The organism is Barrientosiimonas humi, assembly GCF_006716095.1.
GTDB lineage: Bacteria > Actinomycetota > Actinomycetes > Actinomycetales > Dermatophilaceae > Barrientosiimonas > Barrientosiimonas humi.
The window spans coordinates 2,660,117-2,686,247 of record NZ_VFOK01000001.1 but is presented as its reverse complement, the minus strand read 5'-3'; the positions used below and the strand labels follow the sequence as shown (position 1 = coordinate 2,686,247).

Genomic DNA, 26,131 nt, shown 5'->3' with positions numbered 1-26,131 from the left:
AGACCGGCCTCGTCCGTCGCGGGCGACCTGCGGCCGATTCGCTGACGTGTGGGAGGAACCACCGCAAATGGCCAAGACCATTGCCTTCGACGAGGAGGCGCGCCGCGGTCTCGAGAAGGGTATGAACACCCTCGCCGACGCCGTGAAGGTGACGCTGGGCCCCAAGGGCCGCAACGTCGTGCTCGAGAAGAAGTGGGGCGCCCCCACCATCACCAACGATGGTGTGAGCATCGCCAAGGACATCGAGCTCGACGAGCCGTACGAGAAGATCGGCGCCGAGCTGGTCAAGGAGGTCGCGAAGAAGACCGACGACGTCGCGGGTGACGGCACCACCACCGCGACCGTGCTGGCCCAGGCGATGGTGCGCGAGGGTCTGCGCAACGTCGCGGCCGGCGCCAACCCGATGGCGATCAAGCGCGGCATCGAGAAGGCCGTCGTGGCCGTCTCCGACGAGCTGAAGTCGGCGTCCAAGGAGGTCGACACCAAGGACCAGATCGCTGCCGTCGCGGCGATCTCGGCCGGTGGCGACGAGAACGTCGGCGACATCATCGCCGAGTCGATGGACAAGGTCGGCAAGGAAGGTGTCATCACCGTCGAGGAGAGCAACACCTTCGGGCTCGAGCTCGAGCTCACCGAGGGCATGCGCTTCGACAAGGGCTACATCTCCGGCTACTTCGTCACTGACACCGAGAGCATGGAGGCCGTCCTCGACGACCCCTACATCCTGGTCGTCAACTCCAAGATCTCCTCGATCAAGGACCTGCTGCCGCTGCTGGAGAAGGTCATGCAGTCGGGCAAGCCGCTGGTGATCATCGCCGAGGACGTCGAGGGCGAGGCCCTGTCGACCCTGGTCGTCAACAAGATCCGCGGCACCTTCAAGTCGGTCGCCGTCAAGGCCCCCGGCTTCGGTGACCGTCGCAAGGCGATGCTGGGCGACATCTCGATCCTCACCGGTGGCCAGGTCATCTCCGAGGAGGTCGGCCTCAAGCTGGAGACCGCCGAGCTCGACATGCTCGGCAAGGCCCGCAAGGTCGTCGTCACCAAGGACGAGACCACCATCGTCGAGGGTTCGGGCGACGCCGACCAGATCGCCGGTCGCGTCAACCAGATCCGCGCCGAGATCGAGAACAGCGACTCCGACTACGACCGCGAGAAGCTGCAGGAGCGCCTGGCCAAGCTGGCCGGCGGTGTTGCGGTTATCAAGGTCGGCGCGGCCACCGAGGTCGAGCTCAAGGAGCGCAAGCACCGCATCGAGGACGCCGTCCGCGCCGCCAAGGCGTCGGTCGAGGAGGGTGTCGTCGCCGGTGGCGGCGTCGCCCTGCTGCAGGCCGGCAAGGACGCCTCGGGCAAGGTCAAGCTCGAGGGCGACGAGGCCACCGGTGCCAACCTGGTGGTGCTCGCGACCGAGGCTCCGCTGAAGCAGATCGCGCAGAACGCCGGCCTCGAGCCGGGCGTCGTCGCCGCCAAGGTCAAGGACCTGCCGGTCGGCGAGGGCCTCAACGCGGCCACGGGCGAGTACGGCGACATGCTCAAGATGGGCATCCCGGACCCGACCAAGGTGACCCGTTCGGCGCTGCAGAACGCCGCGTCGATCGCCGCGCTGTTCCTCACCACCGAGGCCGTCATCGCCGACAAGCCGGAGAAGGCTCCGGCCGGCGGCGGTGCCGACGCCGGTATGGGCGACATGGGCGGTATGGGCTTCTGATCAGCACGTAGCGCCACCGCACGAAGCAGCGGCCCCTCCCGATCTCGGGAGGGGCCGCTGTGCTGCGTCCGGGGCCGGGTCAGCTCGAGCCGCTGACGACGACGGGAATGATGACGGCGGTCATGATCGCCGCGTTCATCGCCTGCACCGCCTTGGCGACGGCGCTGCCGGCGGCGCCCGTTGCCTTCTGGCATTTCGTGCACCGGTGAACGATCTGAGGTGGGGCACCCCTGGAATCTCCGGGGGGGCCTCCGGGATTTCGTGCACCGGTGAACGAAATGCGGCTGCCGCCCGGTCGGTACGCCCTCGCCGGGCCGCGCGCGCGACGCGCACTCTGCGCGCGGTTGACTATGCAACAAGGTGCATAGAGACTGACGGGCGTGTCGTTGCAGCACGCGATCTGTGTGTCCCTCGCCGAGCAGTCGGCGTCGGGCTACGAGCTGACCCGGCGGTTCGACCGGTCGCTGGGGTTCTTCTGGTCGGCCAGCCACCAGCAGATCTATCGCACGCTCGCGCGCATGGAGGAGCTCGAGCTGGTGTCGGCCACGGTCGAGCCGGGGGAGGGAGCGCCCGACCGCAAGGTCTACGGGCTCACGGCCGCCGGGCGCGCCGAGCTCACCGCCTGGACCCGCGAGCCGTCGCCGCCGGAGCGGCCGCGCAGCGCCTTCGCCGTGAAGGTGCGGGGCATGGCCCACGGTGACGCCGCGGCGGTGCTCGCCGACATCCGGCGACAGCGCGACCAGCACGTCACCCAGCTGGCCTACTACGAGCGCAACGCCGCCAAGAACTACCCCGACCCGCAGCGCCTGTCCGACGAGGAGCTCCCGGTCTACCTCGTCCTGCGCGGCGGGATCCGCGCCGAGCAGGCGCTCATCGACTGGTGCGACGAGATGCTCGCCGCGCTCGACCCGGAAGGCGACCGATGACGTACGACCACCTGCTGTCCCCCATCACGATCGGCGGGGTGAGGCTGCGCAACCGCCTGGTGATGGGCTCGATGCACACCGGCCTCGAGGACCGCAGCAAGCACCTGCCCGAGCTCGCGGCCTACTTCGCCGAGCGCGCGCGGGGCGGCACCGGGATGCTGATCACCGGCGGCTATGCCCCCAACGTCGAGGGGTGGCTGCTGCCGGGCGGGTCTATGCTGCGCACCGCCCGCGGGGCCGACAAGCACCGTCTGGTCACCGACGCCGTGCACGAGCACGACAGCCGAATCCTGTTGCAGATCCTGCATTCCGGGCGTTACGGCTATCACCCGATGATCCGCTCGGCGAGCGGTCGCAAGTCGCCGATCACGCCGTTCCGGCCGCGCGCGATGTCGGCCCGCGGGGTCGAGCGCACGGTGGAGGCGTACGTCCGCACGGCCCGGCTCGCGCAGCGCGCGGGGTACGACGGCGTCGAGATCATGGGGTCCGAGGGCTACCTCATCAACCAGTTCCTCGCCGCGCGCACCAACGACCGCACCGACGCCTGGGGCGGCACCGCCGCGAAGCGGATGCGCTTCCCGGTGGAGATCGTGCGCCGGGTGCGCGAGGCGGTCGGCGGCGACTTCGTCATCGACTACCGCATCTCCCTGGTCGACCTCGTCGAGCACGGGCAGACGTGGGAGGAGGTCGTCGAGCTCGCGCAGCGGCTCGAGCAGGTCGGGGCCTCGATGTTCAACACCGGCATCGGCTGGCACGAGGCGCGGGTGCCGACGATCGTCACCTCCGTGCCGCGCGCGGCGTTCGCCGACTGGACCCGGCGGCTGCGCGAGAGCGTCGGCGTGCCCGTCATGGCGTCCAACCGGATCAACACCCCCGAGGTCGCCGAGGGCCTGATCGCCGACGGCACGGCCGACCTGGTCTCGATGGCGCGGCCGCTGCTCGCCGACCCCGACTTCGGCGCCAAGGTCGCGGCCGGCCGTACCGACGAGATCAACACCTGCATCGCCTGCAACCAGGCGTGCCTGGACCACACGTTCGCGAACAAGCGCGCCACCTGCCTGGTCAACCCGCGGGCCGGCCGCGAGACCTCGCTGGTGCTGCTGCCGGTGCCGACCGCGCGGCGCAAGCAGGTCGCGGTCGTCGGTGCCGGGCCGGCCGGGCTCGCGGCGGCGGTGTCGCTCGCCGAGCGCGGGCACGCGGTCACCCTGTTCGAGGCGCGGCGCGACCTCGGCGGCCAGTTCCGGCTCGCCATGGCGATCCCCGGCAAGGAGGAGTTCGCCGAGACGTTGCGCTACTACACCCGGCGGCTGGAGGTGCTCGGGGTCGACGTGCGCCTGGGCGAGCGCGCCGAGGCCGAGGCGCTGACGGCGTACGACGAGGTGGTCGTGGCCACGGGCGTGCAGCCGCGCGTCCCGCAGATCCCCGGCATCGACCACTCGAGCGTCGTCACCTACGACGCGCTGCTGCGCGGCGAGGTCGAGGCCGGGCGGCGCGTCGCGGTGATCGGCGCCGGCGGCATCGGCTTCGACGTCTCGGAGTTCCTGCTGCACGACCCGCACGAGAAGCTCGAGCACTGGCAGGCGCGCTGGGGCGTCACCGACGCCGTCGACGTGCCCGGCGGGCTCACCGACAAGGTCACCGAGGAGCCGCGCCGCGAGGTCTTCCTGCTGCAGCGCAAGACCTCCCGGCTCGGCAAGGACCTCGGCCGCACCACCGGCTGGGTGCACCGGCAGACGCTCAAGGACGCGCGCGTCGAGCTGATCGGGGGCGTCACCTACGAGCGCATCGACGACGCCGGGCTGCACCTGACGGTGCGCGCAGGCGACGGTGAGCCGCAGCCGCGGCTGCTCGAGGTCGACACGATCGTGGTCTGCGCCGGGCAGGAGTCGGTGCGCGACCTGGTGGCCGACGGGAGGGCCGTGATCGGTGGCGCCGACGTGGCCGCCGAGCTCGACGCGAAGCGCGCGATCAAGCAGGCGACCGAGCTGGCCGCGGCGCTGTGACGACTCCGCCGCGGCCGGCCCGGTGCCGGTTCAGCCCGGCGTCGGTTCAGCCCGGCGTCGTGAAGCGCCGGGTCACCGCCTGCTCGGTCGTGCGGTAGTCGGTCGCCGACTGGCCGAGCGCCAGGCTGATGTTGCGCAGCGAGTCCTTGACGTTGCGCTGCTGGCGCTCCCAGTCGCCGTAGAGGATCGAGAACTGGTTGGCCCCCGACCCCTTCCACTGACCCTGCAGCGCCTGCAGCTTGCGCTGCATCAGCCCCATCTTCTCCTGGATGTCGCGCGCGACGTCGCCGACGGTGCCGCCGTGCGTGCCGATCGCGTCGGCGTCGACGGTGAAGCTGCCGCCCCCGCCACCGCCCTGCGGATTCGCCATGTCCGTCCCCTCTCGTGCCACCCTCCCGACGGTCGGGAGGTGTTGCTCCCGCACGCTACGCAGGATCGGGGGACCGCCCCGAAAGTTATCCACAGGGGCTGGCCCGGGGCGTACGCCGGCCGCGCCGCGGCTCCGACGCTCAGGGGCCGTTCGGGGTGGCCTCAGGGTTGGTCCCGAGGGCGAGGGGCCCGGCGCCCGCATAGCGTGATGGTCATGATCGAGACGGCCGCCCGGGCGGCGAACCTCACCAAGTCCTACGGCAGCGGGGCCGCGGCGGTCACCGCGCTCGACGGCGTCGACGTCGACCTCGGACGCGGTGAGTTCACCGCGATCATGGGTCCGTCCGGCTCCGGCAAGAGCACCCTGATGCACTGCCTCGCGGCACTGGACACGCCGACCTCGGGGGAGGTCTTCCTCGGTGACCAGGCGCTGTCGCGGCTGAACGACAAGAAGCTCACCGAGCTGCGCCGCGACCGGATCGGCTTCGTCTTCCAGTCGTTCAACCTGGTGCCGACCCTGACCGCGCAGGAGAACATCCTGCTGCCGCTCGCGATCGCCGGGCGGCGGCCCGACCCCGACTGGTTCGACCAGGTGATCGAGACCGTCGGCCTGCGCGACCGCCTCTCGCACCGGCCGAGCGAGCTGTCGGGCGGGCAGCAGCAGCGGGTCGCGTGCGCCCGCGCCCTGGTCAGCCGGCCCGACGTGGTCTTCGCCGACGAGCCCACCGGCAACCTCGACTCCGCCTCCGGCGAGGAGGTGCTGCGCTTCCTGCGCTACAGCGTCGACGAGCTCGGCCAGACCATCGTCATGGTCACCCACGACCCGGCCGCGGCCGGCGGCACCGACCGGATCGTCTTCCTCGCCGACGGGCGGGTGGTCGACGAGATGCGCGAGCCCAGCGCCGACCGGATCCTCGACCGGATGAAGCAGTTCGACGCGCGCCACGCCGCGCGGGGCGAGGTCTGAGCCGTGCTGCGCGCGACGTGGAAGTCGTTGTGGTCACGCAAGATTCGGCTTCTCCTGAGCACCTTCGCCATCGTGCTCGGAGTGGCCTTCGTGGCGGGCTCGCTGGTCTTCACCGCGACGCTCGATCGCGCCTTCCAGAGCATCATGACCGGTTCCGTCAGCGACGTCGTGGTGCGGCCGGTCGGCAGCAGCGGTGACGACGGGGCGGCGCCCGGCCGCGGCATCCCGGCCAGCACCCTCGAGCGGGTGCGGGCGGTCCCTGGCGTCGAGCGGGTCGAGCCCGAGGTCACCTCGTTCTCGACGTACGTCGTCGGCAGCGACGGCAAGCTCGTCGGCGGCCAGGGGGCGCCCGGCATCGCGACGACATATCACGACGCGCCGGCGGCGCACGGCATCCCCGGGCTGCGGATGAGCGAGGGGCGGGCGCCGACGAATTCCACTGAGGTTGCTATCGATCCGCGCACCGCGGAGCGTGCAGGCTATCGCGTCGGCGACAAGGTCGACCTAGTCACCGCCGGCAAGCAGCCGCGGGTGCGGGCCACCCTGGTCGGCCTGGTGTCGTTCGCCGACGGCAGCGGTCTCGCGGGCGCGAGCCTCGTGGCGTGGGACCTGCGCACCGGGCAGTCGCTCTACCAGACCCAGCCGGGGACGTACTCCGACCTGTGGGTCGTCATCGACCAGGACCGCACGCAGCAGGAGGTGCGCGACGCCGTCGCCAAGGTGCTGCCCGCCGGCGTCGAGGCGCAGACCGGCGACCGGGCCGCGGACGAGGCGAGCAGCGATATCAAGGAGGCGCTGTCGTTCATCACGACGTTCCTGCTGATCTTCGCCGGGGTGGCGCTGGTCGTCGGGTCGTTCCTGATCATCAACACCTTCTCGATCCTCGTGGCGCAGCGCGCCCGCGAGCTGGCCCTGCTGCGGGCGCTGGGCGCCTCGCGCCGGCAGGTGACCTGGTCGGTGCTGTTCGAGGCGGTGGTGGTGGGGCTCGTCGGGTCGACCCTGGGGCTCGCGCTGGGGCTGCTGCTCGCGGCCGGCATCAAGGTGCTGTTCGCCCAGTTCGGGCTCGACCTGAGCGGCACCCCGTTGCAGCTCACGCCGACCGCGGTGGTCGCGGCGTACGCCGTCGGCATGGTCGTCACCGGGCTCGCGGCCTATCTGCCCGCGCGACGCGCCGCACAGGTGGCGCCGGTCGCGGCGCTGCGCGACGAGGTGGCGATGCCCGAGGGGATCGTGCTGCGCCGGGCGCTGCTCGGAGGGCTTCTCGTGCTGCTCGGGGTCGGCCTCGAGCTCTGGGTCCTGACCGGCGAACGCGCCCAGGAGACAACGCTTCTCGGCGCCGGGCTGTTCTTGGTGGTGGCGGGCGCGGTGCTGGCGTCGCCGGTGGTCGGGCGACCGATCATCCGCGGCCTCGGCTCGGCCTTCCGCCGGGTGTTCGGCACGGTCGGCAACCTCGCCGAGCAGAACGCGCTGCGCCAACCCCGCCGTACGGCCGCCACGGCCTCCGCGCTGATGATCGGCCTGGCCCTGGTGTCGATGATGTCGGTCTTCGGGGCCTCGGCGACCAAGAGCGTGGACACCCTGATCGAGGAGAACTTCCAGGGCGACTACACCGTGTCCGGCAACTTCGGGATGCCGTTCTCCAGCACCGTCGCCGACGGGCTCGAGCGGGTGCCCGGGGTCGACGCCGTCGCGCGGGTCAGGTTCGCCCCCGCGCAGATCGACGGCAAGGCGCGGCAGGCGCTCGGTGGCACGGATCTCGTTGCGCTGCAACGGATCACGATGATCGAACCGGTGTCGGGCTCGCTCGACGGACTGGACGCCGCATCGGCCGTCGTCAACGAGAGCAAGGCCGAGGAGCTGGGCGTGCAGCCCGGCGACGACATACGCGTCGCGCTCGCCGGCCGCACCACCACGCTGCGGGTCGCGGCGGTCGTCAAGGACAACCCGGCGGTGGCGCCGGTGGTCACGACGCTCGCCGGCTTCCAGCGGGCGGGCGGCCCCGACCAGGACAACTACGTGTTCGTCGACCGCGCCGCCGGGTCCGACCCCGCGGCCGTGCGCGCCGGGCTCGAGCGGCAGGTCGAGGCGCTGCCCACCGTCACGCTGAAGGACCAGGACGAGTTCAAGGCCGAGCAGCGCGAGCCCATCGACCAGCTGCTCATGCTGATCTACGCGCTGCTCGGGCTGGCGGTGATCATCGCGATCCTCGGCATCGTCAACACGCTGGCGCTGTCGGTCATCGAGCGCACCCGCGAGATCGGGCTGCTGCGCGCGGTGGGGCTGAGCCGGCGCCAGCTGCGGCGGATGGTGCGCCTGGAGTCGGTGACCATCGCGGTCGTCGGCGCGCTGCTCGGGGTGGCGCTCGGCATCGGGTTCGGGGTGGTGCTGCAGCGCTCGCAGGAGTCCCAGGGGATCGCGCAGCTGGCGATCCCGTGGGGCCGGCTGGGGCTGTTCGTGGTGCTTGCCGCGGTGGTCGGGGTGCTGGCTGCGTGGTTCCCGGCCCGCCGCGCCGCCCGCCTCGACGTGCTGAAGGCCATCGCGACCGAGTGACGGCTCGACGCCCCGCCCCGCCCGGCCCCTACCGGGCATGAAACCGGGTTACGGCCGTTTGACCCCAATTGATCAGGGTCAAACGACCGTAACCCGGTTTCATGCGGAGGGCGGGGGCGTGCCGGGCGGGGATCAGGGCGAGAGGGGGGCGGGGAGGGGGGCGCTGTGCAGCACGGTCAGCGACGAGACCGCTCGGGTGAGGACGACGTACAGCCGACGCAGGCCGGTGCGCTCGTCCGGCTCGGCGGCTGCGATCTCGGCGGGCTCGACGACCAGGACGGTGTCGAACTCCAGGCCCTTGGCGACGGTCGCGGGCACCAGCTGGACCTGGTGGTCCTCCTCGTCACCATGCTCACGATCCAGGCGGCCGTGCTCGATCCCGTTGTCCTGCAACGCTTTCGAGAACCGCTCGACGGAAGCGTCGGGGGCGATCACCCCGAGCGAGCCGGGACGCTCGGACAACCCCGCCACCCGCCGTACGACCTCGCCTGGCACCTCCTTGGCCGTCACCTCCACCAGCTCCAGCTCTCCCGGGTTGTCGCGCACCGAGACGGGCGCGCCGAGTCCGGGGGCCATCGCGGGCAGCAGCCGCGCGGCGAAGTCGATGACCTTCGCGGGCACCCGGAAGCCGCGGTCGAGCACCTCGAGGTGGTGAGCGTGTTTGCCCAGGTGGGCCATCGACTCCTCCCACGAGTGGGTGGCCCACGGGGTAGTGCCCTGCGCGATGTCGCCGAGCACGGTGGCCGACCCGGTCGAGCAGCGCCGGCCGACCGCGCGCAGCTGCATGGGCGAGAGGTCCTGCGCCTCGTCGAGCACGACGTGGCCGAGGCTGGGGGTGCGGGCGAGCAGGTCGGTCAGCTCGTCGAGCAGCGGCATGTCGGCGGCCGACCACCGGGCCGAGCCCTTGCTGCGCGGCACGGTGTCCCACAGCAGCATCGCCTGCTCCTCGTTGTCGAGCAGCCCGGCGGCGGCGCGGCCGAGCGCGTCGGGGGAGGACCACAGCTCGAAGAGCACCTGCGCCGGATCGATCTTGGGCCACAGGCTCGCGGCGAAGGCCTTCATCGGCGCCGAGCGCGCCACCGCCTCCTGCACCCGGTCGTCGGGCGACTCGCCGGCGCGCTCCATCTGCAGCAGCACCGCGTGCGCCAGCCGCTGCGGGAGCATCGCGCGGGCCGCCTCGTAGCGCACGCCGCGGGCGGCGAGCTCGTCGAGGATCTCCTGGACGTCGTACGCCGGCACCCGCCACCGGCGTACGCCGCGCGGGATGACGCACGCCTCGGTCGCGGGCCGCACGTGGCTCCAGACCGCCCTGCGCAGCACCTCGGCCATGCGCGGATCCCCTTTGAGCACAGCGACTTTCGCGGGGTCGACGGTGCGGACGCGGCCGTGGTCGAGCAGCGTCTCGACGCTCGCGTGGCCCACACGCACCTCGCCGAGGGCGGGGAGCACCGCGCCGATGTGGTCGAGGAACGCGGCGTTGGGTCCGACGACGAGCACGCCGGTGCGGTCGAGCCGCTCGCGGAAGGAGTAGAGCAGCCACGCGGCGCGGTGCAGCCCGACCGCGGTCTTGCCGGTGCCCGGCGCCCCCTGCACGCAGATGGTGGTCTCGACGTCGGAGCGGACGATGACGTCCTGCTCGGGCTGGATGGTGGAGACGATGTCGCGCATGGGCCCGGTGCGCGGGCGCTCGATCTCGGCGGCGAGGATCTGCGAGCCGGCGTCGGCCTCGCCGGGGTCGCTGAGGTGCTCGTCCTCGATGGCGGTGAGCACGCCGCGGTCGACGCCGAAGCGGCGGCGCAGCAGCACGTCCATCGGCTCGGCGTGCGACGCGCGGTAGAACGCGGTCGACACCGGCGCCCGCCAGTCGACGACCACGGGCTCGCCCTCGGCGTCGGCGACGTGGCGACGACCGACGTACCACCGCTCGGCGTCGGTGCGCAGGTCGATGCGGCCGAAGAACAGCGTGCTGCGCGGGTCGTCCTGGAGCGCGGCGAGGCGGCGGGCCAGCGCCTCGCCGAGGGCGGCAGCAGAGTCGGCGTCGCTGGCCTTGGCGGCGTCGAGCCGCTCGACCGAGGCGCGCATCCGCGCGAGCTCGGCGCGGGCGTGGTCGAGGTAGCCCTGCTCCCGGCCGAGCTCGGAGTCAAGGGTCGCGGTCGAGTCGGTATCCGGTGGGTGTGCGGGCGCAGGCATGACCGATGAGTGCCTCTCGGGCGGCGTGGTGGGGGAGGAGCCACGCTACGCCATCCCCGCCCCCACGACCCGCGCTTCGCCCAGAACGCCCCCCGACATCGGCCGGTACGTCGTCGCGGGCTGGCGAGGGCACGTCACGTCCCCCGGTGTCGGGGCTTGTGACGTCGTGCCCGGGGCCTGAGGTGTCACGTCCCCCGGTATCGGGGCTTGTGACGTCGCGGCTGGGGCCTGAGGTGTCACGTCCCCCGGTGTCGGGGCTTGTGACGTCGCGGCTGGGGCTTGACGTGTTATTTCCCCCGGTATCGGCCGGTACGTCGTCGCGGGCTGGCAAGGGGCATGTCACGTCCCCCGGTGTCGGGGCTTGTGACGTCGCGGCTGGGGCTTGAGGTGTTATTTCCCCCGGTATCGGCCGGTACGTCGTCGCGGGCTGGCAAGGGGCATGTCACGTCCCCCGGTGTCGGGGCTTGTGACGTCGTGCGCGGGGCCTGAGGGTGTTATTTCCCCCGGTATCGGCCGGTACGTCATCGCGGGCTGGCAGGGGGCACGTCACGTCCCCCGACATCGGCCGGTACGTCGTCGCGGGGTGGCAGGGGCCCGTCACGTCCCCCGGTATCGGGGCGTGCGACCCCGGTCGCCGCAGCGAACACGGGTTCGTCGACGATGCCGGGAGGGGCGCAGCGCAGCAAGCCCCTCCCGGAGGAGGAGACGAACCAGGAACGGAACGGGGGCTGCGCCCGCACAGCGCAGCCCCCGTTGGACCCGGGGCCCCGTCACAAGCCCCGGTTCCCTTTCCCCGTCCGGGCGGTGCTGTTTTGGAGGAAGGGAGGGTTCAGCACCGCCGGATGTGTCACGACGTCGAGGGAGCAGCTCCCAGCGTCACCGTGACGTTCACGCGCTTGCCGTCCCGCACGACGACGAGCGCGACTCGCTGACCGACCTTGCGCTCACGCACCTGACCGACCAGCGAGGTCGAGGAATCGACGGCGTCGCCGTCGATCGAGATGATCACGTCGCCCTCCCGGAGGCCGGCCGAGGCAGCGCTGCTGCCCTGCTCGACGCTGGCCACCTGAGCACCACTGACCTGGGCGCCGTCGATCTCGACGTTGCCCGTGCGGGCGGTCACGCCGAGGCGCGCGTGCTGCGCGCTGCCCTTGGCGATGAGCTGCCCGGTGATGTTCTTGACGACGGTCACAGGGATAGCGAAACCGATTCCGATGTTTCCGCTCTGCGAAGAACCTGAAGATCCGCTGAGGGTGGCGATCGAGCTGTTGATCCCGATGAGCTGTCCGCTGCCGTTGACCAGTGCGCCACCGCTGTTTCCGGGGTTGATCGCGGCGCTGGTCTGGATGGCGTTGGTGACGACCTCGGTGGACTCCTGGGCGCCCGGCTGACCCGGCTGACCCGGCTGCCCCGGCTGACCGGGCTGACCCTGGTCGGGGCTCGGCTGCTCCTGGCTCTGGGTGCTGACCGGCCGGTTGAGGGCGCTCACGATGCCGGTGGTCACGGTGCCGGCGAGCCCGAGCGGGTTGCCGATGGCCATGACCGGCTGCCCCACGACGAGCTTGCTGTCGTCGCCGAGCGTCGCGGGCTTGAGGTCCGCGGGCGGGTTCTCCAGCCTGATCACCGCGAGGTCGGTCGAGGGGTCGGTGCCGACGACCTTGGCGGTGTACGTCCGGTTGTTCGCGAGCGTGACCTGCAGCTGGTCCGAGCCGGCCACCACGTGGTTGTTGGTCGCGATGTTGCCCTGCTTGTCGAGCACGACACCCGACCCGGCGCCGCCGCCGCTGGCGCCCGACCGGGCGGTGATCGCGACGACGCTCGGCGTGACCTTCGAGGCGGTGGCCGACCAGTTGATCGAGCCGGCCTCGGCGAAGTCCGCCGGGTTGGCCTGCACCACGGTGGTCGCGCCGCCCGCCGCGGCGTTCTGCGTGTCGTCTCGGGTGAGGGCGTACGTGCCCGTGCTCGCGAGCACCGCCGCCAGCAGCGCGGCCAGCGGCACGGCGAACCGGTTGGCCCGCGCCGGGCGGGGACCGGCCGCGACCGGGGTCGCGCCGTGCGCGCCCGCCGCACCCGCGGTGGTCCACGTCGGCGCCTGCGGGAGCCGGTGCTGGGCGCCCGGCTGCCCCTGCTGCGCGTACGTCGGCTGCCCCTGGCCGCCCTGGCCCGGCTGGCCGTACGCCGGCTGCCCGCTCTGCCCGTACGCCGGCTGCGCCTGCGCGCCCGGTCCGCTCTGGCCGTACGTCTGCGGGACGCCCTGGCCGGGCTGTGCCTGGCCCGGCTGCGGCTGAGCGGCACCCGGTTGCGGGTGGGGCGCCTGGCCCGGCTGCGCCGGACCCGCCTGCGCCTGCGCCGAACCCGGCTGCTGCCAGGGGGAGCCCTGGTCCTGCGACGACTCGGGGCGCGCCGGGGTGATGGGACGCGTCTCGTCGACGCGAGGCACCGGGGAGGTCTGGTCCGGTGTGTCGTCGTGGTCGCTCATCGGTGCTCCTTGGTCGTGACGGTGCGGTGTCGCGCCGTTGATGATCAGTTGACCGGGTCGGACTGGCGATCCTCTGGCGCGGACCTGTGCGGTGTCTGTGGGAGCCGGACGACGAACGTCGCACCTCCACCAGCAGTCTCCTCGACCGAGACGTCGCCGCCCATGGCCCCCACGATCGCCTGCACGATCGCGAGCCCGAGACCGCTGCCGCCGAGCGCGGTGTTGCGCGAGGACTCGCCGCGGTAGAAGCGCTCGAACACCTTGTGCCGCTGCTCGGCCGGGATGCCCGGCCCGTGGTCGCGCACGGCCAGCAGCGCCCCCTGCGGGCCGGAGCCGACGAGCACCTCGACCGGCGATCCCTCGGGGGTGTAGCGCAGCGCGTTCGCGAGCAGGTTGGTGAGCACCTGGCGCAGCTGGGCCTCGTCGCCGACGACGGTCGTGGGCTCGACCGCCTGGTCGTCCCAGCCCTGCAGCCGCATCGGGCGGGTCCGGTCGCGGGCCTGGGCGTCCTGCACCGCGTCGGCGGCCAGCACGGTGAGGTCGACCGGCTCGCGCACGGCGGGCTTGTCGTCGGGCTCGCGGTCGCTGCGGTCGAGCCGGGTGAGCAGCAGCAGGTTGTCGACCAGGGCGCTCATGCGCACCGCCTCGCCCTCGATGCGGCGCATCGCGGCGCCGATGTCGTCGGGGTCGGTGACCGCGCCCTGGCGATACAGCTCGGCATAGCCGCGCACCGTCGCGAGCGGGGTGCGCAGCTCGTGCGAGGCGTCGGCGACGAACCGGCGCATCCGGTCCTCCGAGGCGGTGCGCACCGCGAAGCTCTGCTCGATGCGGCTGAGCATGACGTTGAGCGAGGTGGCCAGGCTGGAGATCTCGTCGCGGGTGGTGGTGTCGGGCACGCGCCGGGTCAGGTCGCCCTCGGCGATGGCCTGCGCGGTGTCCTCGATCTGGGTCAGCGGCCGGAACGCGCGCCGGATCAGGAACCAGCCGAGCACCGCCGACACGACCGCGGCGATGATGCTGATCACGACGGTCGACCAGCGCATCCGCTCGACCGTCTCGTCGGCGGCCGACAGCGAGATCGCCACGGTCACCGTCGAGCTCGAGGTCGGCCCCGGATAGGCGGCGGCGATCCAGCGCGACCTGCCGTCGTAGGAGTTGACGATGAACGACTGGTGCGTGGCGACGTACGGATGGTCGCGGGCGATCGAGGGGATCGCCGGCTGGCTCGGGCTGCCGGCCTCGGGCGCGCTGCCGCCCGGCATGATCGTCACGACGTAGACGTTGTAGGGCACCGTCGCGGGCTCGGTCGGCATCTGCAGCAGGCTGGAGTAGACCTCGTCGAGCACCTGCGGGGCGGCGGCGTGCAGCTCGTCGGACTTCTGGCTGACGACGAACGAGTCGAGCCGGTAGGACGCGGCGAGGCCGGCCACCGACAGGGCGGTGATCAGCAGACCGACGGTGACCGCGACGAGTCGCAGCCGCAGCGGGACCTCGTGCAGCGCGTCGCTGACGGGGCCGCGCAACGGATGGGCCGCGCTCACTCCCTCGGCTCGCGCAGGACGTAGCCGACCCCGCGCTTGGTGTGGATCAGCGGCTCGCCCTGGGTGTCGATCTTGCGCCGCAGGTAGGAGATGTAGGACTCGACGATGCCGGCCTCGCCGCGGAAGTCGTAGTCCCAGACGTGGTCGAGGATCTGCGCCTTGGACAGCACGCGGCCGGAGTTGAGCATGAGGTAGCGCAGCAGCTTGAACTCGGTCGGCGAGACGTCGATGACCTTGCCGCCGCGGCGCACCTCGTGGGAGTCCTCGTCGAGCTCGAGGTCGGCGACGACCAGGGCCGCGCCCACCTCGTCCTGCAGCGACTGGGTGCGGCGCAGCACCGCGCGGATGCGGGCCACGACCTCCTCGAGGCTGAACGGCTTCGTGACGTAGTCGTCGCCGCCGACCGTCAGCCCCTTGACCTTGTCGTCGACCGAGTCGCGCGCGGTGAGGAAGACGATGGGCATGTCGTGGCCGTTGCCGCGCAGCCGCCGGGTCACGGTGAAGCCGTCCATGTCGGGGAGCATCACGTCCATGACCGCGAGGTCGAGGGGGTTCTGCTCGGCGAGGCTGAGCGCCTGCTGCCCGTCGGCCGCCGCGTGCACCTCGAACCCGGCGAACTTCAGGCTCGTGGCCAGCAGCTCGCGGATGTTGGTCTCGTCCTCGACGACGAGCAGGCGAGCCTCGGGACTGGTGGTGGTCATGGAACCACTGTGCGACGGATCGCTGGACGTTTCCTGGGAACTGGCTGATCTCGTACGTCCGCCGCGCCCGCGAGCGAGCGGCGCCGGCCCGATCCTGAGGTATGCTTATTACTCTGGCTAACTATTCGTGATCGTACGTCCTCGCAGGAGACCATGACCGCCCCGCCCCGCCGGATGAGCCCGGCCGCCCGTCGCCGGCTCGCGACCGATCTGCGCCACGTGTGCATGCGGATCAGCCGTCGCGCCCGGTTCGAGAACACCCAGGAGCTGGCGCCGCACCAGTTCTCCGTGCTCAACCAGCTGGAGAAGGGGATCGACCGGCCGGGCGCCCTCGCGCGGGCCGAGTGCGTGAGCGCCCCGTCGATGACCCGCACGGTGAGCTCGCTGGTCGACGGGGGCTACGTCGACCGCGCGCCCGACCCCGAGGACGGGCGCGCCGCGATCCTCAGCCTGACCGACGCCGGCCGCGAGGTGCTGCGCACGGTCCGCCGCTCGCGCGACGCGTGGATGATCAGCCGCATCGAGGACCTCACCGACGAGGAGCTGCGCGTGCTCGACGAGGCGCGCGAGATCCTCACCCGGGTGGCGGCCCGGTGAGCCCCACCTTCGCGTCGCTGTCGATCCGCAACTACCGCATCTACTTCACCGGGGCGCTGCTGTCCAACGTCGGCACCTGGATGGGCCGGGTCGCCCAGGACTGGCTGGTGCTGGTCGAGCTCACCGACCACGACTCCACCGCGCTCGGCATCGTCACCGCGCTGCAGTTCGCGCCCGTCGTGCTGCTCGCCCCGGTCGCCGGCACCCTGGCCGACCGCTTCCGCAAGCGGCGCGTGCTCGCGATCACCCAGACCGGTCTCGCGGTGACGGCGGCCCTGCTCGCGCTGCTCACGCTGACCGGTGTCGTGCAGCTGTGGCAGGTCTACCTGCTCGCGGCGCTGCAGGGCTTCTTCACCGCCGCCGACAACCCGGCGCGGCAGGCGTTCGTGTCGGAGATGGTGCCGCCCGAGCGGCTCGGCAACGCCGTCGGCCTGAACAGCGCCAGCTTCAACGCGGCGCGGCTGATCGGCCCCGCCGTCGCCGGCCTGCTCATCGCCTGGGTCGGCACCGGGTGGACGCTGGTGGTCAACACGTTCTCGTTCGTCGCCGTGCTCGTGGCGCTGCAGATGATGCGCGGCAACGAGCTGCACCCGGCGCCACGCGGCAAGGGGCGCGGCGGCCTGCGCGAGGGCCTCGCCTACGTCCGGCACCGGCCCGACCTGATGCTGATCATGGCCATCGTCTTCATGCTCGGCACGTTCGGGATGAACTTCCAGATCACCACCGCGCTGATGGCCACGACCGTGTTCCACAAGGGCGCGACGGAGTTCGGCCTGCTCGGCTCGATCATGGCGATCGGGTCGCTGAGCGCGGCGCTGCTGTCGGCCCGGCGCAGCCAGCCCCGGCTGCGGGTGCTGCTCGGGGCGCTGGCCGGGTTCGTCGTGGCGAGCGCGGGCGCGGCGACCGCGCCGACGTACGAGCTGTTCGCGCTGTGGCTCATCCCGGTCGGGCTGACCGCGCTCACCGTGCTGCCGACCGCCAACACGATGGTGCAGCTGAGCGTCGCGCCGCACCTGCGCGGGCGCGTCATGGCGCTCTACATGGCGATCTTCCTCGGCGGCACCCCGATCGGTGCGCCGCTGATCGGCTGGATCGGCGCGGAGTACGGCGCCCGCTGGACCATCGGCATCGGCAGTGTGGCGACGGCCGTCGCGGTGGTGGCTGCGACGATGTACGTCATGCGCACCGACGACCTTCGAGTCCGCTACCGCCTGCACGAGCGGCCGCACCTGCAGGTGATGCGCCGCGGCGAGGCCGCCGAGGCCGTCACCCCGGAGCAGGTCGCGTGATGTCGCCGCGCTTCCGGCGGTGGATCGTCATCGTCGCCCTGGTGGCCCTGGTCGGCGTGAGCGTCCTGGGTGCGCTGACCTCGATCCTGCCCTGATCCGCGCAGGGTCGCCTCAGCGCCGGGGGGTGCCGGTGGTCGCCGCCCCTGCTTCCTGGGCGCGCAGCGCCCGCAGCAGGTCGTCGCGGCTCTCCAGCACGCTGCGCCGCAGGCCGGCCGGCGCGTCGGCGTTGGCCTCCAGCCAGGCGCTCGCGGCCGCGGCGGCCGGGTTGTCCTCCGGCGCCTGGCCGGCCTGCAGCGGCTGCTTCGGGAACAGCCCGACGGCCAGGATCAGCGCCATCGTCTGGGTGCGCGCTCGCCACCAGTCGACCAGCGAGGCGTAGTAGTCGCCTGCGAACCGGGTGGTCTCGGCGGCGCCGGACGGGGCGATGAACCCCAGGATCAGCGAGCGCAGCTCGTCGTTGGTCAGCTTCTCGTCGGTGGTGATCCGTTGCCAGGCCCACTGCTTGGCCTCGGCGGTCGGGCGGCTGGCCGTGGCCCGGACGTACGCCGTCCGCCCGCTCATCGAGCGGTCGCGCCGCAGCTGCTCCTCGAGCTCGTCCGTGGTCGCCGCGTCCTGCGCGGTCAGCGCGGTCCACAGCGCCCAGCGCAGGTCGTCGTCGATCTCCAGCCCCTCCGGGGCGCCCCCGTCGAGCAGCGCCCGCGCGAGCGGGGACCCCGCCGGGGTGTCGCCGGCGGCGCCGGCGAGGGCCCGCGCCCAGATCAGCTGCAGGTCCGAGCCCGGCTCGGCCGCGCGCATCCCGGCGTCGAGCGCGGTGACCAGCCGCTCGGCGGCGGCCGGGCGACGGTCGGCCGGGAGGTAGTCGCGCAGCGCCACCAGCGCCCGCTCGAGCACCGTGCGCAGCAGCGCACCCTCGGGCTCGCGCGGCGCCTGGGCGATCACCAGGTCGAGGAAGTCGGCGGCGGGCAGGGCGGCGTCGCGCGTGGCGTTCCAGACGTCCGACCAGACCAGCGCGCGGGTGAGCGTCTCCGGCAGCGCCGACAGCCGCTCGCGCAGCACCGCCAGCGACCCCTCGTCGAGCTGCACCTTGGCGAAGGTCAGGTCGTCGTCGTTGAGCACGAGGAGCGGGGCGGTCGACCCGACCGCCTCGGGCACCGCGGTCTCGGCGCCGTCGACGTCGACCTCGAGCAGGCCGGTGCGCTCCAGGCCGTCGCCGGCGGGGGAGTAGAGCCCGATGCGGATGCGGTGCGGGCGCAGCACCTGCTCGCCCGTGGTGGGGTCGGTCGAGTCCTGGCGCACGACCAGCCGGGTGATCGCCCCGGACCCGTCGCGGGTCACGTCGGGTCGCAGCGTCGAGATGCCCGCGGTCTGCAGCCACAGCCGCGACCACGTCTGCAGGTCGCGGCCGGAGGCCTCCTCGAGGCAGACCAGCAGGTCGTCCAGCTCGGTGCTGCCGAACGCGTGCCGGGCGAAGTACTCCCGGGCGCCGGCGAAGAACGCGTCCGCACCGGCATACGCCATCAGCTGCTTGATCACCGACGCCCCCTTGGCATAGGTGATCCCGTCGAAGTTCTGCCGCGCCGCCTCGAGGTCGTCGATGGTGGCGACGATCGGGTGCGTGCTCGGGAGCTGGTCGGCGCGGTAGGCCCACGACTTGCGCGCGACGAACGCGGTCCAGGCGTCGGTGTAGCGGGTGGCGGCGGACGCGACGTGGTAGCCCATCAGGTCGGCGAAGGACTCCTTGAGCCACAGCCCGTCCCACCAGCGCATCGTCGCGAGGTCGCCGAACCACATGTGCGACATCTCGTGCATGATCACCTCGGCCCGCGCCTCGCGCTGCTGCGCCGTCGAGCGACCGCGGTGCAGGAAGTCCTCGGTGAAGGTGACCAGCCCCGGGTTCTCCATCGCGCCGAGGTTGTACTCCGGGACGAAGACCTGGTCGTACTTGCCCCACGGGTAGGGGAACCCGAACGTCTCGTCGAAGAACGTCAGCCCCTGCTTGGTGACCTCGAAGATGTCGTCGGCGTCGAGGTGCTTGGCCATCGCCTGCCGGCACAGCAGGGTGAGCGGCACGATCTGCTCGGTGCCGTCGTCACGGCTGACGCTCCACTCGTCCTCGGCGACGTGGTACGGCCCGGCGGCCAGCGCGACGAGGTAGGTCGACTGGGGCGGGGTGGGGCCGAAGGTGACCGTCGCGGTCGAGCCGGAGGCGAGGTAGGTCTCGTCGCGCTCGACCTCGGCCTGGCCGGAGCGCACGACCCACTCGGCCGGCGCGGTGACCCGGACGGTGAAGCGGGCCTTGAGGTCGGGCTGCTCGAAGCAGGCGAACATGCGCCGCGCGTCGGTGGGCTCGAAATGCGTGTAGAGATAGGTGTTTTCGTCTTCGGCGTCGGTGAACCGGTGCAGTCCCTCGCCGGTGCGGCTGAAGCGGCAGCGCGCGACGACCTCGAGCTCGTTGCGCTCCTGGAGGCCGGGCACGGGGAGCCGGGCGCCGTCGTAGGTGCTGACGTCGAGGTCCTCGCCGTTGAGCGTGGCGCGCTCGATCTCGTCGGCGATCACGTCGACCCAGGTCTGGTCCCCGGTGGCGGCGAACACGATGGTGCTCGTGCTGGTGAACGTCTCGGCGGTGGCGTCGGGCGCGGTGCTCAGGTTGAGGTGCAGCCGGTAGGCCTCGGGCTCGACGGCGGCGGCGCGCTGGGCGCACTCCTCACGGGTCAGGTTCGCGGTGGAGGTCACGGTGAGCCAGTCAACCACCCGGCCCGGGTGCCTCGCGCGCGGATCGTCAGGCGAGGCGCTCGACGACGAAATCGACGCAGCGAGTAAGGGCCTCGATGTCGTCGGGGTCGACCGCGGGGTACATCCCGACGCGCAGCTGGTTGCGACCGAGGCTGCGGTAGGGCTCGAGGTCGACCACCCCGTTGGCCCGCAGCGCGGCGGTCACCGCGGTGGAGTCGATCGCGTCGTCGAGGTCGATGGTGCCGACCACGAGCGAGCGGTGCCGCGGTTCGGTGACGAACGGCGTTGCGAACGAAGACTTCTCGGCCCAGGAGTAGAGGCGGTTGCTGCTGTCCGTCGTCCGGCGTACGGCCCCCTCGAGCCCGCCCAGCGACTCCAGCCAGCGCAGCTGGTCGGCCATCAGCGCGAGGGTCGCGACCGCGGGGGTGTTGACCGTCTGGTCCTTGCGCGAGTTCTCGATCGCGGTGCGCAGGTCGAAGAACGCCGGGACCCAGCGCTTGTCGGCAAGGCGCAGCGCGCGCTCGACGGCGGCGGGGGAGAAGGTGGCCAGCCACAGACCGCCGTCGCTGGCGAAGCCCTTCTGCGGGGCGAAGTAGTAGACGTCGGTCTCGGTCAGGTCGACCGGCAGGCCGCCCGCGCCCGAGGTCGCGTCGACGAGCATCAGCGCGTCGGGGTCGGCCCCCTGCACCCGCTGCACCGGGGCCATCGCCCCCGTGGACGTCTCGTTGTGCGGCCAGGCGTAGGTGTCGACCTCGACCCGCGCCGACAGGGTCGCGACCGAGCCGGGCTGGGCGTCGACCAGGTGCGGCTCGTCGAGGAAGGGCGCCTTGCGGGTGGCCGCGGCGAACTTCGCGGAGAACTCGCCGAAGACCAGGTGCTGGGCGCGCTGCTCGATCAGGCCGAACGTCGCGATGTCCCAGAACGCCGAGGCGCCCCCGACGCCGAGGACGACCTCGTAGCCGTCGGGCAGCCCGAACAGCTGCGCGATCCCCTCGCGCACCTCGCCGACGAGGCCCTTCACCGGCGCCTGCCGGTGGCTGGTGCCGAGCACGCTGCGGCCGAGGCCGGCCAGGTGCTCCAGCTGCTCGGGGCGGATCTTCGAGGGCCCGCTGCCGAACCGTCCGTCGCGGGGCAGCAGCTCGGCCGGGATGCGCAGGGTGCCTGGGTCGCTCACCCGACCGAGTCTGTCAGGCCGCGTGGACGATCAGCTCGACGCCGTCGGGGTCGGTGGTCGGCAGGTGGGTGCCGTGCTCCTCGGTGACGATCTCGCCGGGCGCGAAGCCGGCGTCGCGCAGCCGCTGCTGGACCTGCTCCAGCGGGGTGGTCGCGGTGAGCCCGAGCGTCACCTCGGCCTCCGGCGTCGGGGCCAGCCGCGCCGACCCGTCGTCGTGGTGCAGGCCGAGGATGCCGGCGCCCGCGGAGTAGGGGACGTAGAACTCGTTCGGCTCGCCCTCGCGCCGCAGCCCGAGCGCCTCGGCGAAACCGGCGTACGCCCCCCGCGGGTCGGTGAACCGGCACAGCGAGACGGTGATGCCGGGGTCGGGCCGGGCGTCGTGCTGCTGGTAGCCGTAGTCGTCGGAGTGGTCGTGCACGGTCACTCGCGCCCCGAGCGGGTCGGTGATCTCGACCGACCGGCCGAATGCCTCGTCGACGACGCTCGCGGGGAAGCCGGCTGCGACCGCGGCGGCGGCCAGCGCCTCGACGTCGTCGATCTGGCCGCTGAACCCGGTCGACCCGGGCGGGGCGCCGATGTCGCTGGACGCGGCCGAGTGCAGCCAGACCTGTCCGGCGCCGGCGCGCAGCACCGCCCAGTCCTCGCCGCGGGTGGTCGTGGTCGCCAGGCCGATCGCCTCGAGGTAGCGCCGCATGGCCGGCACGTCGTCGGAGAACCGGATGCCTGCGATCGTGAGTGCGGAGGTCACTTCTTCTGCTCCTGTCGGTCGGCGTACTCGGTCAGCGCCTTCTCGACCAGCGCGCTGAGGCTGTGCTCCTCGTCGATCGCGAGGTGCTTGATGCGGGTGATCAGCGGCTTCGGCAGATAGACGTTGAACTGCGCCTTGGTGCTGCTCGCGGGTTCGACCATGCCGGAATGCTAGCAATATAGATCGAGCCGGGCAAGAGGTCCGGTGACCGGCCCGGCGGGGCCGGGGCCGACGTACGCTGGCGCTCGTGAACGAGGTCCTGCGCACCGACTACGACGGACACGGGCTCGAGGACGGGGTGATGCCGCCCGCGCCCTGGCCGTTCGTCGAGGAGTGGGTCACCGAGGCGCGCGACGCCGCGCGCGAGCGCGCGGACGTGCCCGAGCCGGACGCGCTCTCGGTGGCGACGGCCGATGCGTCGGGGCGGCCGCGGGTGCGCACCGTGCTGCTGCGCCACCTGGGGCCCGACGGGTTCGGTTTCTTCACCAACCTCAGCTCGCGCAAGGGGCGCGACCTCGCGGAGAACGCCGCGGTGGCCGCCTCGCTCACCTGGCCCGCGATGTTCCGGGCGATCCGGGTGTTCGGGCGCGCCGAGCAGCTGCCGCGCGAGACGGTCGAGGCGTACTTCCGCAGCCGGCCGTGGGGGTCGCGGATCAGCGCGTGGACCTCGGCGCAGTCCCAGCCGGTCGAGGACCGGGCGGCGCTGGAGCAGGCCTACGCGGCGTACGCCGAGAAGTGGTCCGACCACGGCAGCCCCGACGACGTGCCGGTGCCGGACTTCTGGGGCGGCTACCTCATCCACTGCGACGAGGTGGAGCTGTGGGGCGGGCGCCGCAGCCGCCTGCACGACCGCTTCCGCTACGTCCGCGTCGGCGACGGCGACCTCGCCGACCCCACCAGCTGGGAGCTCTCCCGCCTCCAGCCATAGCGCGGCGGTGGTCCCGTCTCGACGGTGGAGCACCGGAACGTGGACGGAAGTTCGGCGACGACCCGGGACCACCGAGCTCGCGAGGTGGAACCGGCGAGGAGCCGAACAAGAGGACATGAGACGGCCGGTTGGCGCGGACAGGGGGGAACGCGCCAACCGGCCTGCGCCCGAAGGCGCTGCGCCCCAACAGGGGGTTTGGGGCGGGCGGCGGATCTCAGGGGGGAGGAAACCGCCGCTACCTGCACAACGCTAGCGCCACCCGGGGTGTTCCTTCGACCGCTTCAGGGGTGGAAAAAAGTTCGTGTCGCGGGTGGTCGTCGGTGTGGGGCGGCTAAACCTCTTGAGTCGGCGGGGGCGCGCGACTTACCGTGCAGGCACACGAGAGAGGAGGTGGTCCAGGAGTGAATTCTTCAAGGACGCGTGAGGTGGCCGCGCGCTAGCGCTGACCATCCGTCGGCACCTCCGGTGCCCGACCTAGGACGGCGCCGGCAATCCCAGCCGGTCACCGCAACCCGTGGGAGCACGACTCGTCCATCGTGCGCCCGTTGGCCCCGCCAGCGGAACCCACGGGTTGTCTCATGCCCGGAATCAGGCCGACGGCACCGGCGCGTCGCGCTCGCGGAGCATGCCGGTCATCAGCCGGATCTCCGACTGCTGCCCCTCGACCATGGTGCGCGCGAGCGCGACCACGTCGGGCTGCTGGCAGGAGCTCACGCAGGCCTGCGCCATCGTGACGCCGGAGCGGTGGTGGGTGATCATCAGCTGCAGGAACAGCACCTCGGCGGGGTCGCCGCGCAGCGAGCTCAGCCGGTCCAGCTGGGCCTTGCTGGCCATGCCGGGCATCCGCCCGTCGGGCATCAGCATCGGCTCGTCGTTGCTGTGCCCGTGACCCGCGCGCTCCATCCAGGCCATCGGGGCCTCGCTGCGCGCCACGGGCAGCCCCCAGGTCTCCAGCCAGCCACGCATCTGGCCGCGCTGGTTCTCCTGGGTGGTGGCGATGTCGTACGCCAGCGTCTGGACGTCGGAGCCCACGCCGGCCGAGCGCACGGTCAGGGACATGTTGACCGCCTGCGCGTGGTGCACCTGCATGTCGCGGGCGAACCCGGCGTCGGCGCTGGTGTCGTCGGGCCACGACGGGCGGCCGACGAACCAGCCGGCGACGAACAGCAGCGCGGCGGCGAGCAGCGCGCCGACCCCGAGGAGCACCCGGCGCAGGCCGGGTCCGCTGCTGCGCTCGGCCCGGACGGTGTCGTCGGCGGGCTCGTCCGCGTCGGCGCTGCGGTCGTCGACGGTCGGGTCGGTCGGTTCGTGGGTCAGGTCGTCCCGACTCACATGCCGCCCGCGATCTGGCCGGTGTTCGGGTCGTAGCCGCCCGAGCACGACGCGCCCTTCTCAGGCGTCTGCGGACCCTGCAGGAAGTCGCGGATGAAGGTGTCGATCTTGGGGTCGCTCGCGCTGTTGAGGTGCAGCTGCTTGCCCCAGGCGGTGAGCACGATCGGCGTGGCCTGGTCGTTCTGCTGCGACACGAGCATGTAGCCCTGCTGCTGGCCGGCCTTGCCGCGCAGCAGGTTGACCTGGCCCTCGGGCAGCGAGTCCTTGTAGGTGATCCAGACGGCGCCGTGCTCGAGGGAGTGGACGGCGTACTGCGGGGGGACCTCGCGGTCGTACACCCCGCAGTTGGCCCACACCGCGTTGTGGTTGCCGCCGACGGGCGGGGTCTGCGGGTAGTTGTAGCCGCTGGTGATGTGCTCGCGCGAGAGGTTGTTGTACGTCTTCACCTCACCGACCGTCACGTTGCCGGCGGCGGCCTGCTGGGCGTCGCGCTCACGCTTGATCAGCCAGAACGCCCCACCGCCGAGCGCGGCCACCACGAACAGTGCCGCCACCACGCCGATGACCGTGCCCTTGTGGGAGCTGCGGCGCTGCTGGCGCTGCACCTTGGCGAGCCGGTCCTGGGCGCTCGCCCGGGAGGAGACCACCTCGTCGTCGCGCTCGTGGTCGCGCGTGGTGGTGCTGTCGTCGTCAGTCATGAAGGTCCCTGATCGCTGAGGCTGTCGGGCAGCCGCATTATGACGCGCCGACCTGGCAAGCGGGGTGAGGGTTACCTGGCACTGGTCGGCGCGGTGTCGGGGTGAGGTGGCAGGCTGGTGCCTGTGAGCGACCTGATCGACACCACCGAGATGTACCTCCGCACGATCTACGACCTCGAGGAAGAGGGCATCGTGCCGCTGCGCGCGCGCATCGCGGAGCGTCTGGGGCACTCCGGGCCCACGGTCAGCCAGACGGTCGCCCGCATGGAGCGCGACGGCCTGCTCACCCTCGCCGGCGACCGGCACATCGAGCTCAGCGAGAAGGGGCGCTCGCTCGCGACCCGGGTGATGCGCAAGCACCGCCTGGCCGAGCGGCTGCTGGTCGACGTCATCGGGCTGGAGCTGCAGTTCGTCCACGACGAGGCGTGCCGCTGGGAGCACGTCATGAGCGAGCGGGTCGAGCGCAAGATCCTGGGCCTGCTGGAGGAGCACAAGCTCTCGCCGTACGGCAACCCGATCCCCGGCCTCGACGAGCTGGGTGACGACGAGGAGCCCGAGGACTTCCGCGCCGGGGTCGTGGCGCTCACCGAGATCGCCACCGCCGAGCCGCGCGAGGCGCTGGTGCGTCGCATCGGCGAGCCGGCCCAGGCCGACTCCGACGCGCTCGCGGTGCTCACCGGCGCCGGGGTGCGCCCGGGGGTCACCGTGCTGCTGCGCACCGACGGCGAGCGGGTGCTCGTGGTCGCCAAGGACCGGCCCGAGGCCGACGGCGCGTCGCTGCCCAAGGACATGGCGGCGCACGTGTTCGTGGCCCAGGGCTGAGCCGGACCGGGCCGGGTCGAGCGGGGACGGCCGGTGCGGGCGTACGCGAGTGCGCCCATGCCGTTCCGCGCACGCCGTTTCCGCGGCTGGCGCGAGGCCCGGCAGCGCGCGGAAGTTCCCGGTCACGGGCATTTGTGACCTTCGTGTGACATACCCCAACCCGGTGTGTACCGTGGTCACGGCTCTCAAAGGGAGGGCCCCTGGGTGGCATCGCCGAGTCCTGCCAGCCGCCCGGGAGTGAGAGATCCGCAAGGCAGGAGCGGGGGACCCACTTCTGGTCGACCACGGTCGTCCTCGGGGTGAAGCCAGCAGCGCTGGCCGGGTGATTTCCTCCCACCCGAACCCGACAGCTCACCTCGTAGGCGCCCGAGAGGTTCAC

21 protein-coding genes and 1 riboswitch are annotated in these 26,131 nt (G+C 72.2%); of the genes, 10 read left to right on the top strand and 11 right to left on the bottom strand.

Annotated features, from left to right (window positions below; genetic code table 11):
• Window positions 1-67 precede the first annotated feature (67 nt).
• The 4 genes from groL to FB554_RS12560 all read left to right on the top strand — a co-directional run bounded on the left by groL (window position 68) and on the right by FB554_RS12560 (window position 4,634).
• Window positions 68-1,705 (top strand): chaperonin GroEL, encoded by a 1,638-nt coding sequence (gene groL / locus FB554_RS12570; RefSeq protein ID WP_142006573.1) that lies wholly within the window; start codon window positions 68-70, stop codon window positions 1,703-1,705.
• 59 nt (window positions 1,706-1,764) lie between these two features.
• On the top strand, window positions 1,765-1,914 hold the full coding sequence (locus tag FB554_RS17190) for a hypothetical protein (RefSeq protein WP_170206875.1): 150 nt from the start codon (window positions 1,765-1,767) through the stop codon (window positions 1,912-1,914).
• Window positions 1,915-2,085: 171 nt separating this feature from the next.
• Window positions 2,086-2,631, top strand: coding sequence for a PadR family transcriptional regulator (locus tag FB554_RS12565; RefSeq protein WP_142006572.1), 546 nt, complete (start codon window positions 2,086-2,088; stop codon window positions 2,629-2,631).
• The gene (locus FB554_RS12560) at window positions 2,628-4,634 is read left to right on the top strand and encodes an NADPH-dependent 2,4-dienoyl-CoA reductase (protein ID WP_142006569.1); all 2,007 of its coding nucleotides are present in this window, start codon (window positions 2,628-2,630) and stop codon (window positions 4,632-4,634) included. The genes FB554_RS12565 and FB554_RS12560 overlap by 4 nt, the downstream gene beginning before the upstream one ends.
• Before the next feature lie 46 nt (window positions 4,635-4,680).
• Here FB554_RS12560 and FB554_RS17185 read toward each other — a convergent pair whose 3' ends face one another.
• Complete coding sequence (locus FB554_RS17185) at window positions 4,681-5,004, bottom strand: WXG100 family type VII secretion target (RefSeq protein WP_170206874.1); 324 nt, start codon at window positions 5,002-5,004, stop codon at window positions 4,681-4,683.
• A gap of 213 nt (window positions 5,005-5,217) precedes the next feature.
• Here FB554_RS17185 and FB554_RS12550 point away from each other — a divergent pair, with 213 nt between their 5' ends.
• Window positions 5,218-5,970 (top strand): ABC transporter ATP-binding protein, encoded by a 753-nt coding sequence (locus FB554_RS12550; RefSeq protein ID WP_236022389.1) that lies wholly within the window; start codon window positions 5,218-5,220, stop codon window positions 5,968-5,970.
• Window positions 5,971-5,973: 3 nt separating this feature from the next.
• A complete protein-coding gene (locus FB554_RS12545) occupies window positions 5,974-8,520 on the top strand; it encodes an ABC transporter permease (protein ID WP_142006563.1) in 2,547 nt (848 codons plus the stop codon).
• Window positions 8,521-8,652: 132 nt separating this feature from the next.
• Here the strand turns inward: FB554_RS12545 and FB554_RS12540 are convergent, their stop codons facing one another.
• The 4 genes from FB554_RS12540 to FB554_RS12525 all read right to left on the bottom strand — a co-directional run bounded on the left by FB554_RS12540 (window position 8,653) and on the right by FB554_RS12525 (window position 15,431).
• Window positions 8,653-10,710, bottom strand: a complete 2,058-nt coding sequence (locus tag FB554_RS12540) for a HelD family protein (RefSeq protein ID WP_142006561.1) — start codon at window positions 10,708-10,710, stop codon at window positions 8,653-8,655.
• Window positions 10,711-11,557: 847 nt separating this feature from the next.
• On the bottom strand, window positions 11,558-13,189 hold the full coding sequence (locus tag FB554_RS12535; RefSeq protein WP_142006558.1) for a S1C family serine protease: 1,632 nt from the start codon (window positions 13,187-13,189) through the stop codon (window positions 11,558-11,560).
• A gap of 44 nt (window positions 13,190-13,233) precedes the next feature.
• A complete protein-coding gene (locus tag FB554_RS12530; RefSeq protein WP_236022388.1) occupies window positions 13,234-14,730 on the bottom strand; it encodes a sensor histidine kinase in 1,497 nt (498 codons plus the stop codon).
• On the bottom strand, window positions 14,727-15,431 hold the full coding sequence (locus FB554_RS12525) for a response regulator transcription factor (RefSeq protein WP_142006556.1): 705 nt from the start codon (window positions 15,429-15,431) through the stop codon (window positions 14,727-14,729). The genes FB554_RS12530 and FB554_RS12525 overlap by 4 nt, the downstream gene beginning before the upstream one ends.
• 153 nt (window positions 15,432-15,584) lie before the next feature.
• Between FB554_RS12525 and FB554_RS12520 the strand changes: the two genes are divergently transcribed.
• Both FB554_RS12520 and FB554_RS12515 read left to right on the top strand, forming a co-directional pair.
• Window positions 15,585-16,028 (top strand): MarR family winged helix-turn-helix transcriptional regulator, encoded by a 444-nt coding sequence (locus tag FB554_RS12520; RefSeq protein WP_170206873.1) that lies wholly within the window; start codon window positions 15,585-15,587, stop codon window positions 16,026-16,028.
• Window positions 16,025-17,317, top strand: coding sequence for an MFS transporter (locus FB554_RS12515; RefSeq protein ID WP_142006554.1), 1,293 nt, complete (start codon window positions 16,025-16,027; stop codon window positions 17,315-17,317). Before FB554_RS12520 ends, FB554_RS12515 begins: the two co-directional genes overlap by 4 nt.
• A 111-nt stretch (window positions 17,318-17,428) precedes the next feature.
• On the opposite strand, the gene pepN is transcribed toward FB554_RS12515, so the two are convergent.
• From pepN to FB554_RS12495, 4 genes are read right to left on the bottom strand one after another with little or no spacing between them, the layout of a single operon-like run.
• Window positions 17,429-20,050 (bottom strand): aminopeptidase N, encoded by a 2,622-nt coding sequence (pepN, locus tag FB554_RS12510; protein WP_142006552.1) that lies wholly within the window; start codon window positions 20,048-20,050, stop codon window positions 17,429-17,431.
• A gap of 46 nt (window positions 20,051-20,096) precedes the next feature.
• The gene (gene serC, locus FB554_RS12505) at window positions 20,097-21,224 is read right to left on the bottom strand and encodes a phosphoserine transaminase (protein WP_142006550.1); all 1,128 of its coding nucleotides are present in this window, start codon (window positions 21,222-21,224) and stop codon (window positions 20,097-20,099) included.
• A 13-nt stretch (window positions 21,225-21,237) separates the two neighbouring features.
• Window positions 21,238-21,972, bottom strand: a complete 735-nt coding sequence (locus FB554_RS12500) for a VOC family protein (protein WP_142006548.1) — start codon at window positions 21,970-21,972, stop codon at window positions 21,238-21,240.
• Complete coding sequence (locus tag FB554_RS12495) at window positions 21,969-22,133, bottom strand: ribbon-helix-helix protein, CopG family (RefSeq protein WP_142006546.1); 165 nt, start codon at window positions 22,131-22,133, stop codon at window positions 21,969-21,971. The genes FB554_RS12500 and FB554_RS12495 overlap by 4 nt, the downstream gene beginning before the upstream one ends.
• Before the next feature lie 86 nt (window positions 22,134-22,219).
• Here FB554_RS12495 and pdxH point away from each other — a divergent pair, with 86 nt between their 5' ends.
• The gene (pdxH, locus tag FB554_RS12490) at window positions 22,220-22,900 is read left to right on the top strand and encodes a pyridoxamine 5'-phosphate oxidase (protein ID WP_142006544.1); all 681 of its coding nucleotides are present in this window, start codon (window positions 22,220-22,222) and stop codon (window positions 22,898-22,900) included.
• Between the two features lie 588 nt (window positions 22,901-23,488).
• Here the strand turns inward: pdxH and FB554_RS12485 are convergent.
• Complete coding sequence (locus tag FB554_RS12485) at window positions 23,489-24,232, bottom strand: DUF305 domain-containing protein (protein WP_236022387.1); 744 nt, start codon at window positions 24,230-24,232, stop codon at window positions 23,489-23,491.
• On the bottom strand, window positions 24,229-24,930 hold the full coding sequence (locus FB554_RS12480; RefSeq protein WP_142006542.1) for a DUF3105 domain-containing protein: 702 nt from the start codon (window positions 24,928-24,930) through the stop codon (window positions 24,229-24,231). Before FB554_RS12480 ends, FB554_RS12485 begins: the two co-directional genes overlap by 4 nt.
• 123 nt (window positions 24,931-25,053) lie before the next feature.
• Here FB554_RS12480 and FB554_RS12475 point away from each other — a divergent pair, with 123 nt between their 5' ends.
• Window positions 25,054-25,752, top strand: coding sequence for an iron-dependent transcriptional repressor DtxR (locus tag FB554_RS12475; protein ID WP_142006540.1), 699 nt, complete (start codon window positions 25,054-25,056; stop codon window positions 25,750-25,752).
• A 201-nt stretch (window positions 25,753-25,953) separates the two neighbouring features.
• Window positions 25,954-26,130: riboswitch (cyclic di-AMP (ydaO/yuaA leader) on the top strand.
• Window position 26,131 lies beyond the last annotated feature (1 nt).

Bases quoted from the DNA above. Each gene is read 5' to 3' on its own strand.
- FB554_RS12535 (WP_142006558.1), bottom strand. From the start codon at position 13,189: ATGAGCGACCACGACGACACACCGGACCAGACCTCCCCGGTGCCTCGC.
- groL (WP_142006573.1), top strand. From the start codon at position 68: ATGGCCAAGACCATTGCCTTCGACGAGGAGGCGCGCCGCGGTCTCGAG.
- FB554_RS12525 (WP_142006556.1), bottom strand. From the start codon at position 15,431: ATGACCACCACCAGTCCCGAGGCTCGCCTGCTCGTCGTCGAGGACGAG.
- FB554_RS17185 (WP_170206874.1), bottom strand. From the start codon at position 5,004: ATGGCGAATCCGCAGGGCGGTGGCGGGGGCGGCAGCTTCACCGTCGAC.
- FB554_RS12495 (WP_142006546.1), bottom strand. From the start codon at position 22,133: ATGGTCGAACCCGCGAGCAGCACCAAGGCGCAGTTCAACGTCTATCTG.
- FB554_RS12540 (WP_142006561.1), bottom strand. From the start codon at position 10,710: ATGCCTGCGCCCGCACACCCACCGGATACCGACTCGACCGCGACCCTT.
- FB554_RS12560 (WP_142006569.1), top strand. From the start codon at position 2,628: ATGACGTACGACCACCTGCTGTCCCCCATCACGATCGGCGGGGTGAGG.
- FB554_RS12550 (WP_236022389.1), top strand. From the start codon at position 5,218: ATGATCGAGACGGCCGCCCGGGCGGCGAACCTCACCAAGTCCTACGGC.
- FB554_RS12520 (WP_170206873.1), top strand. From the start codon at position 15,585: ATGACCGCCCCGCCCCGCCGGATGAGCCCGGCCGCCCGTCGCCGGCTC.
- FB554_RS12480 (WP_142006542.1), bottom strand. From the start codon at position 24,930: ATGACTGACGACGACAGCACCACCACGCGCGACCACGAGCGCGACGAC.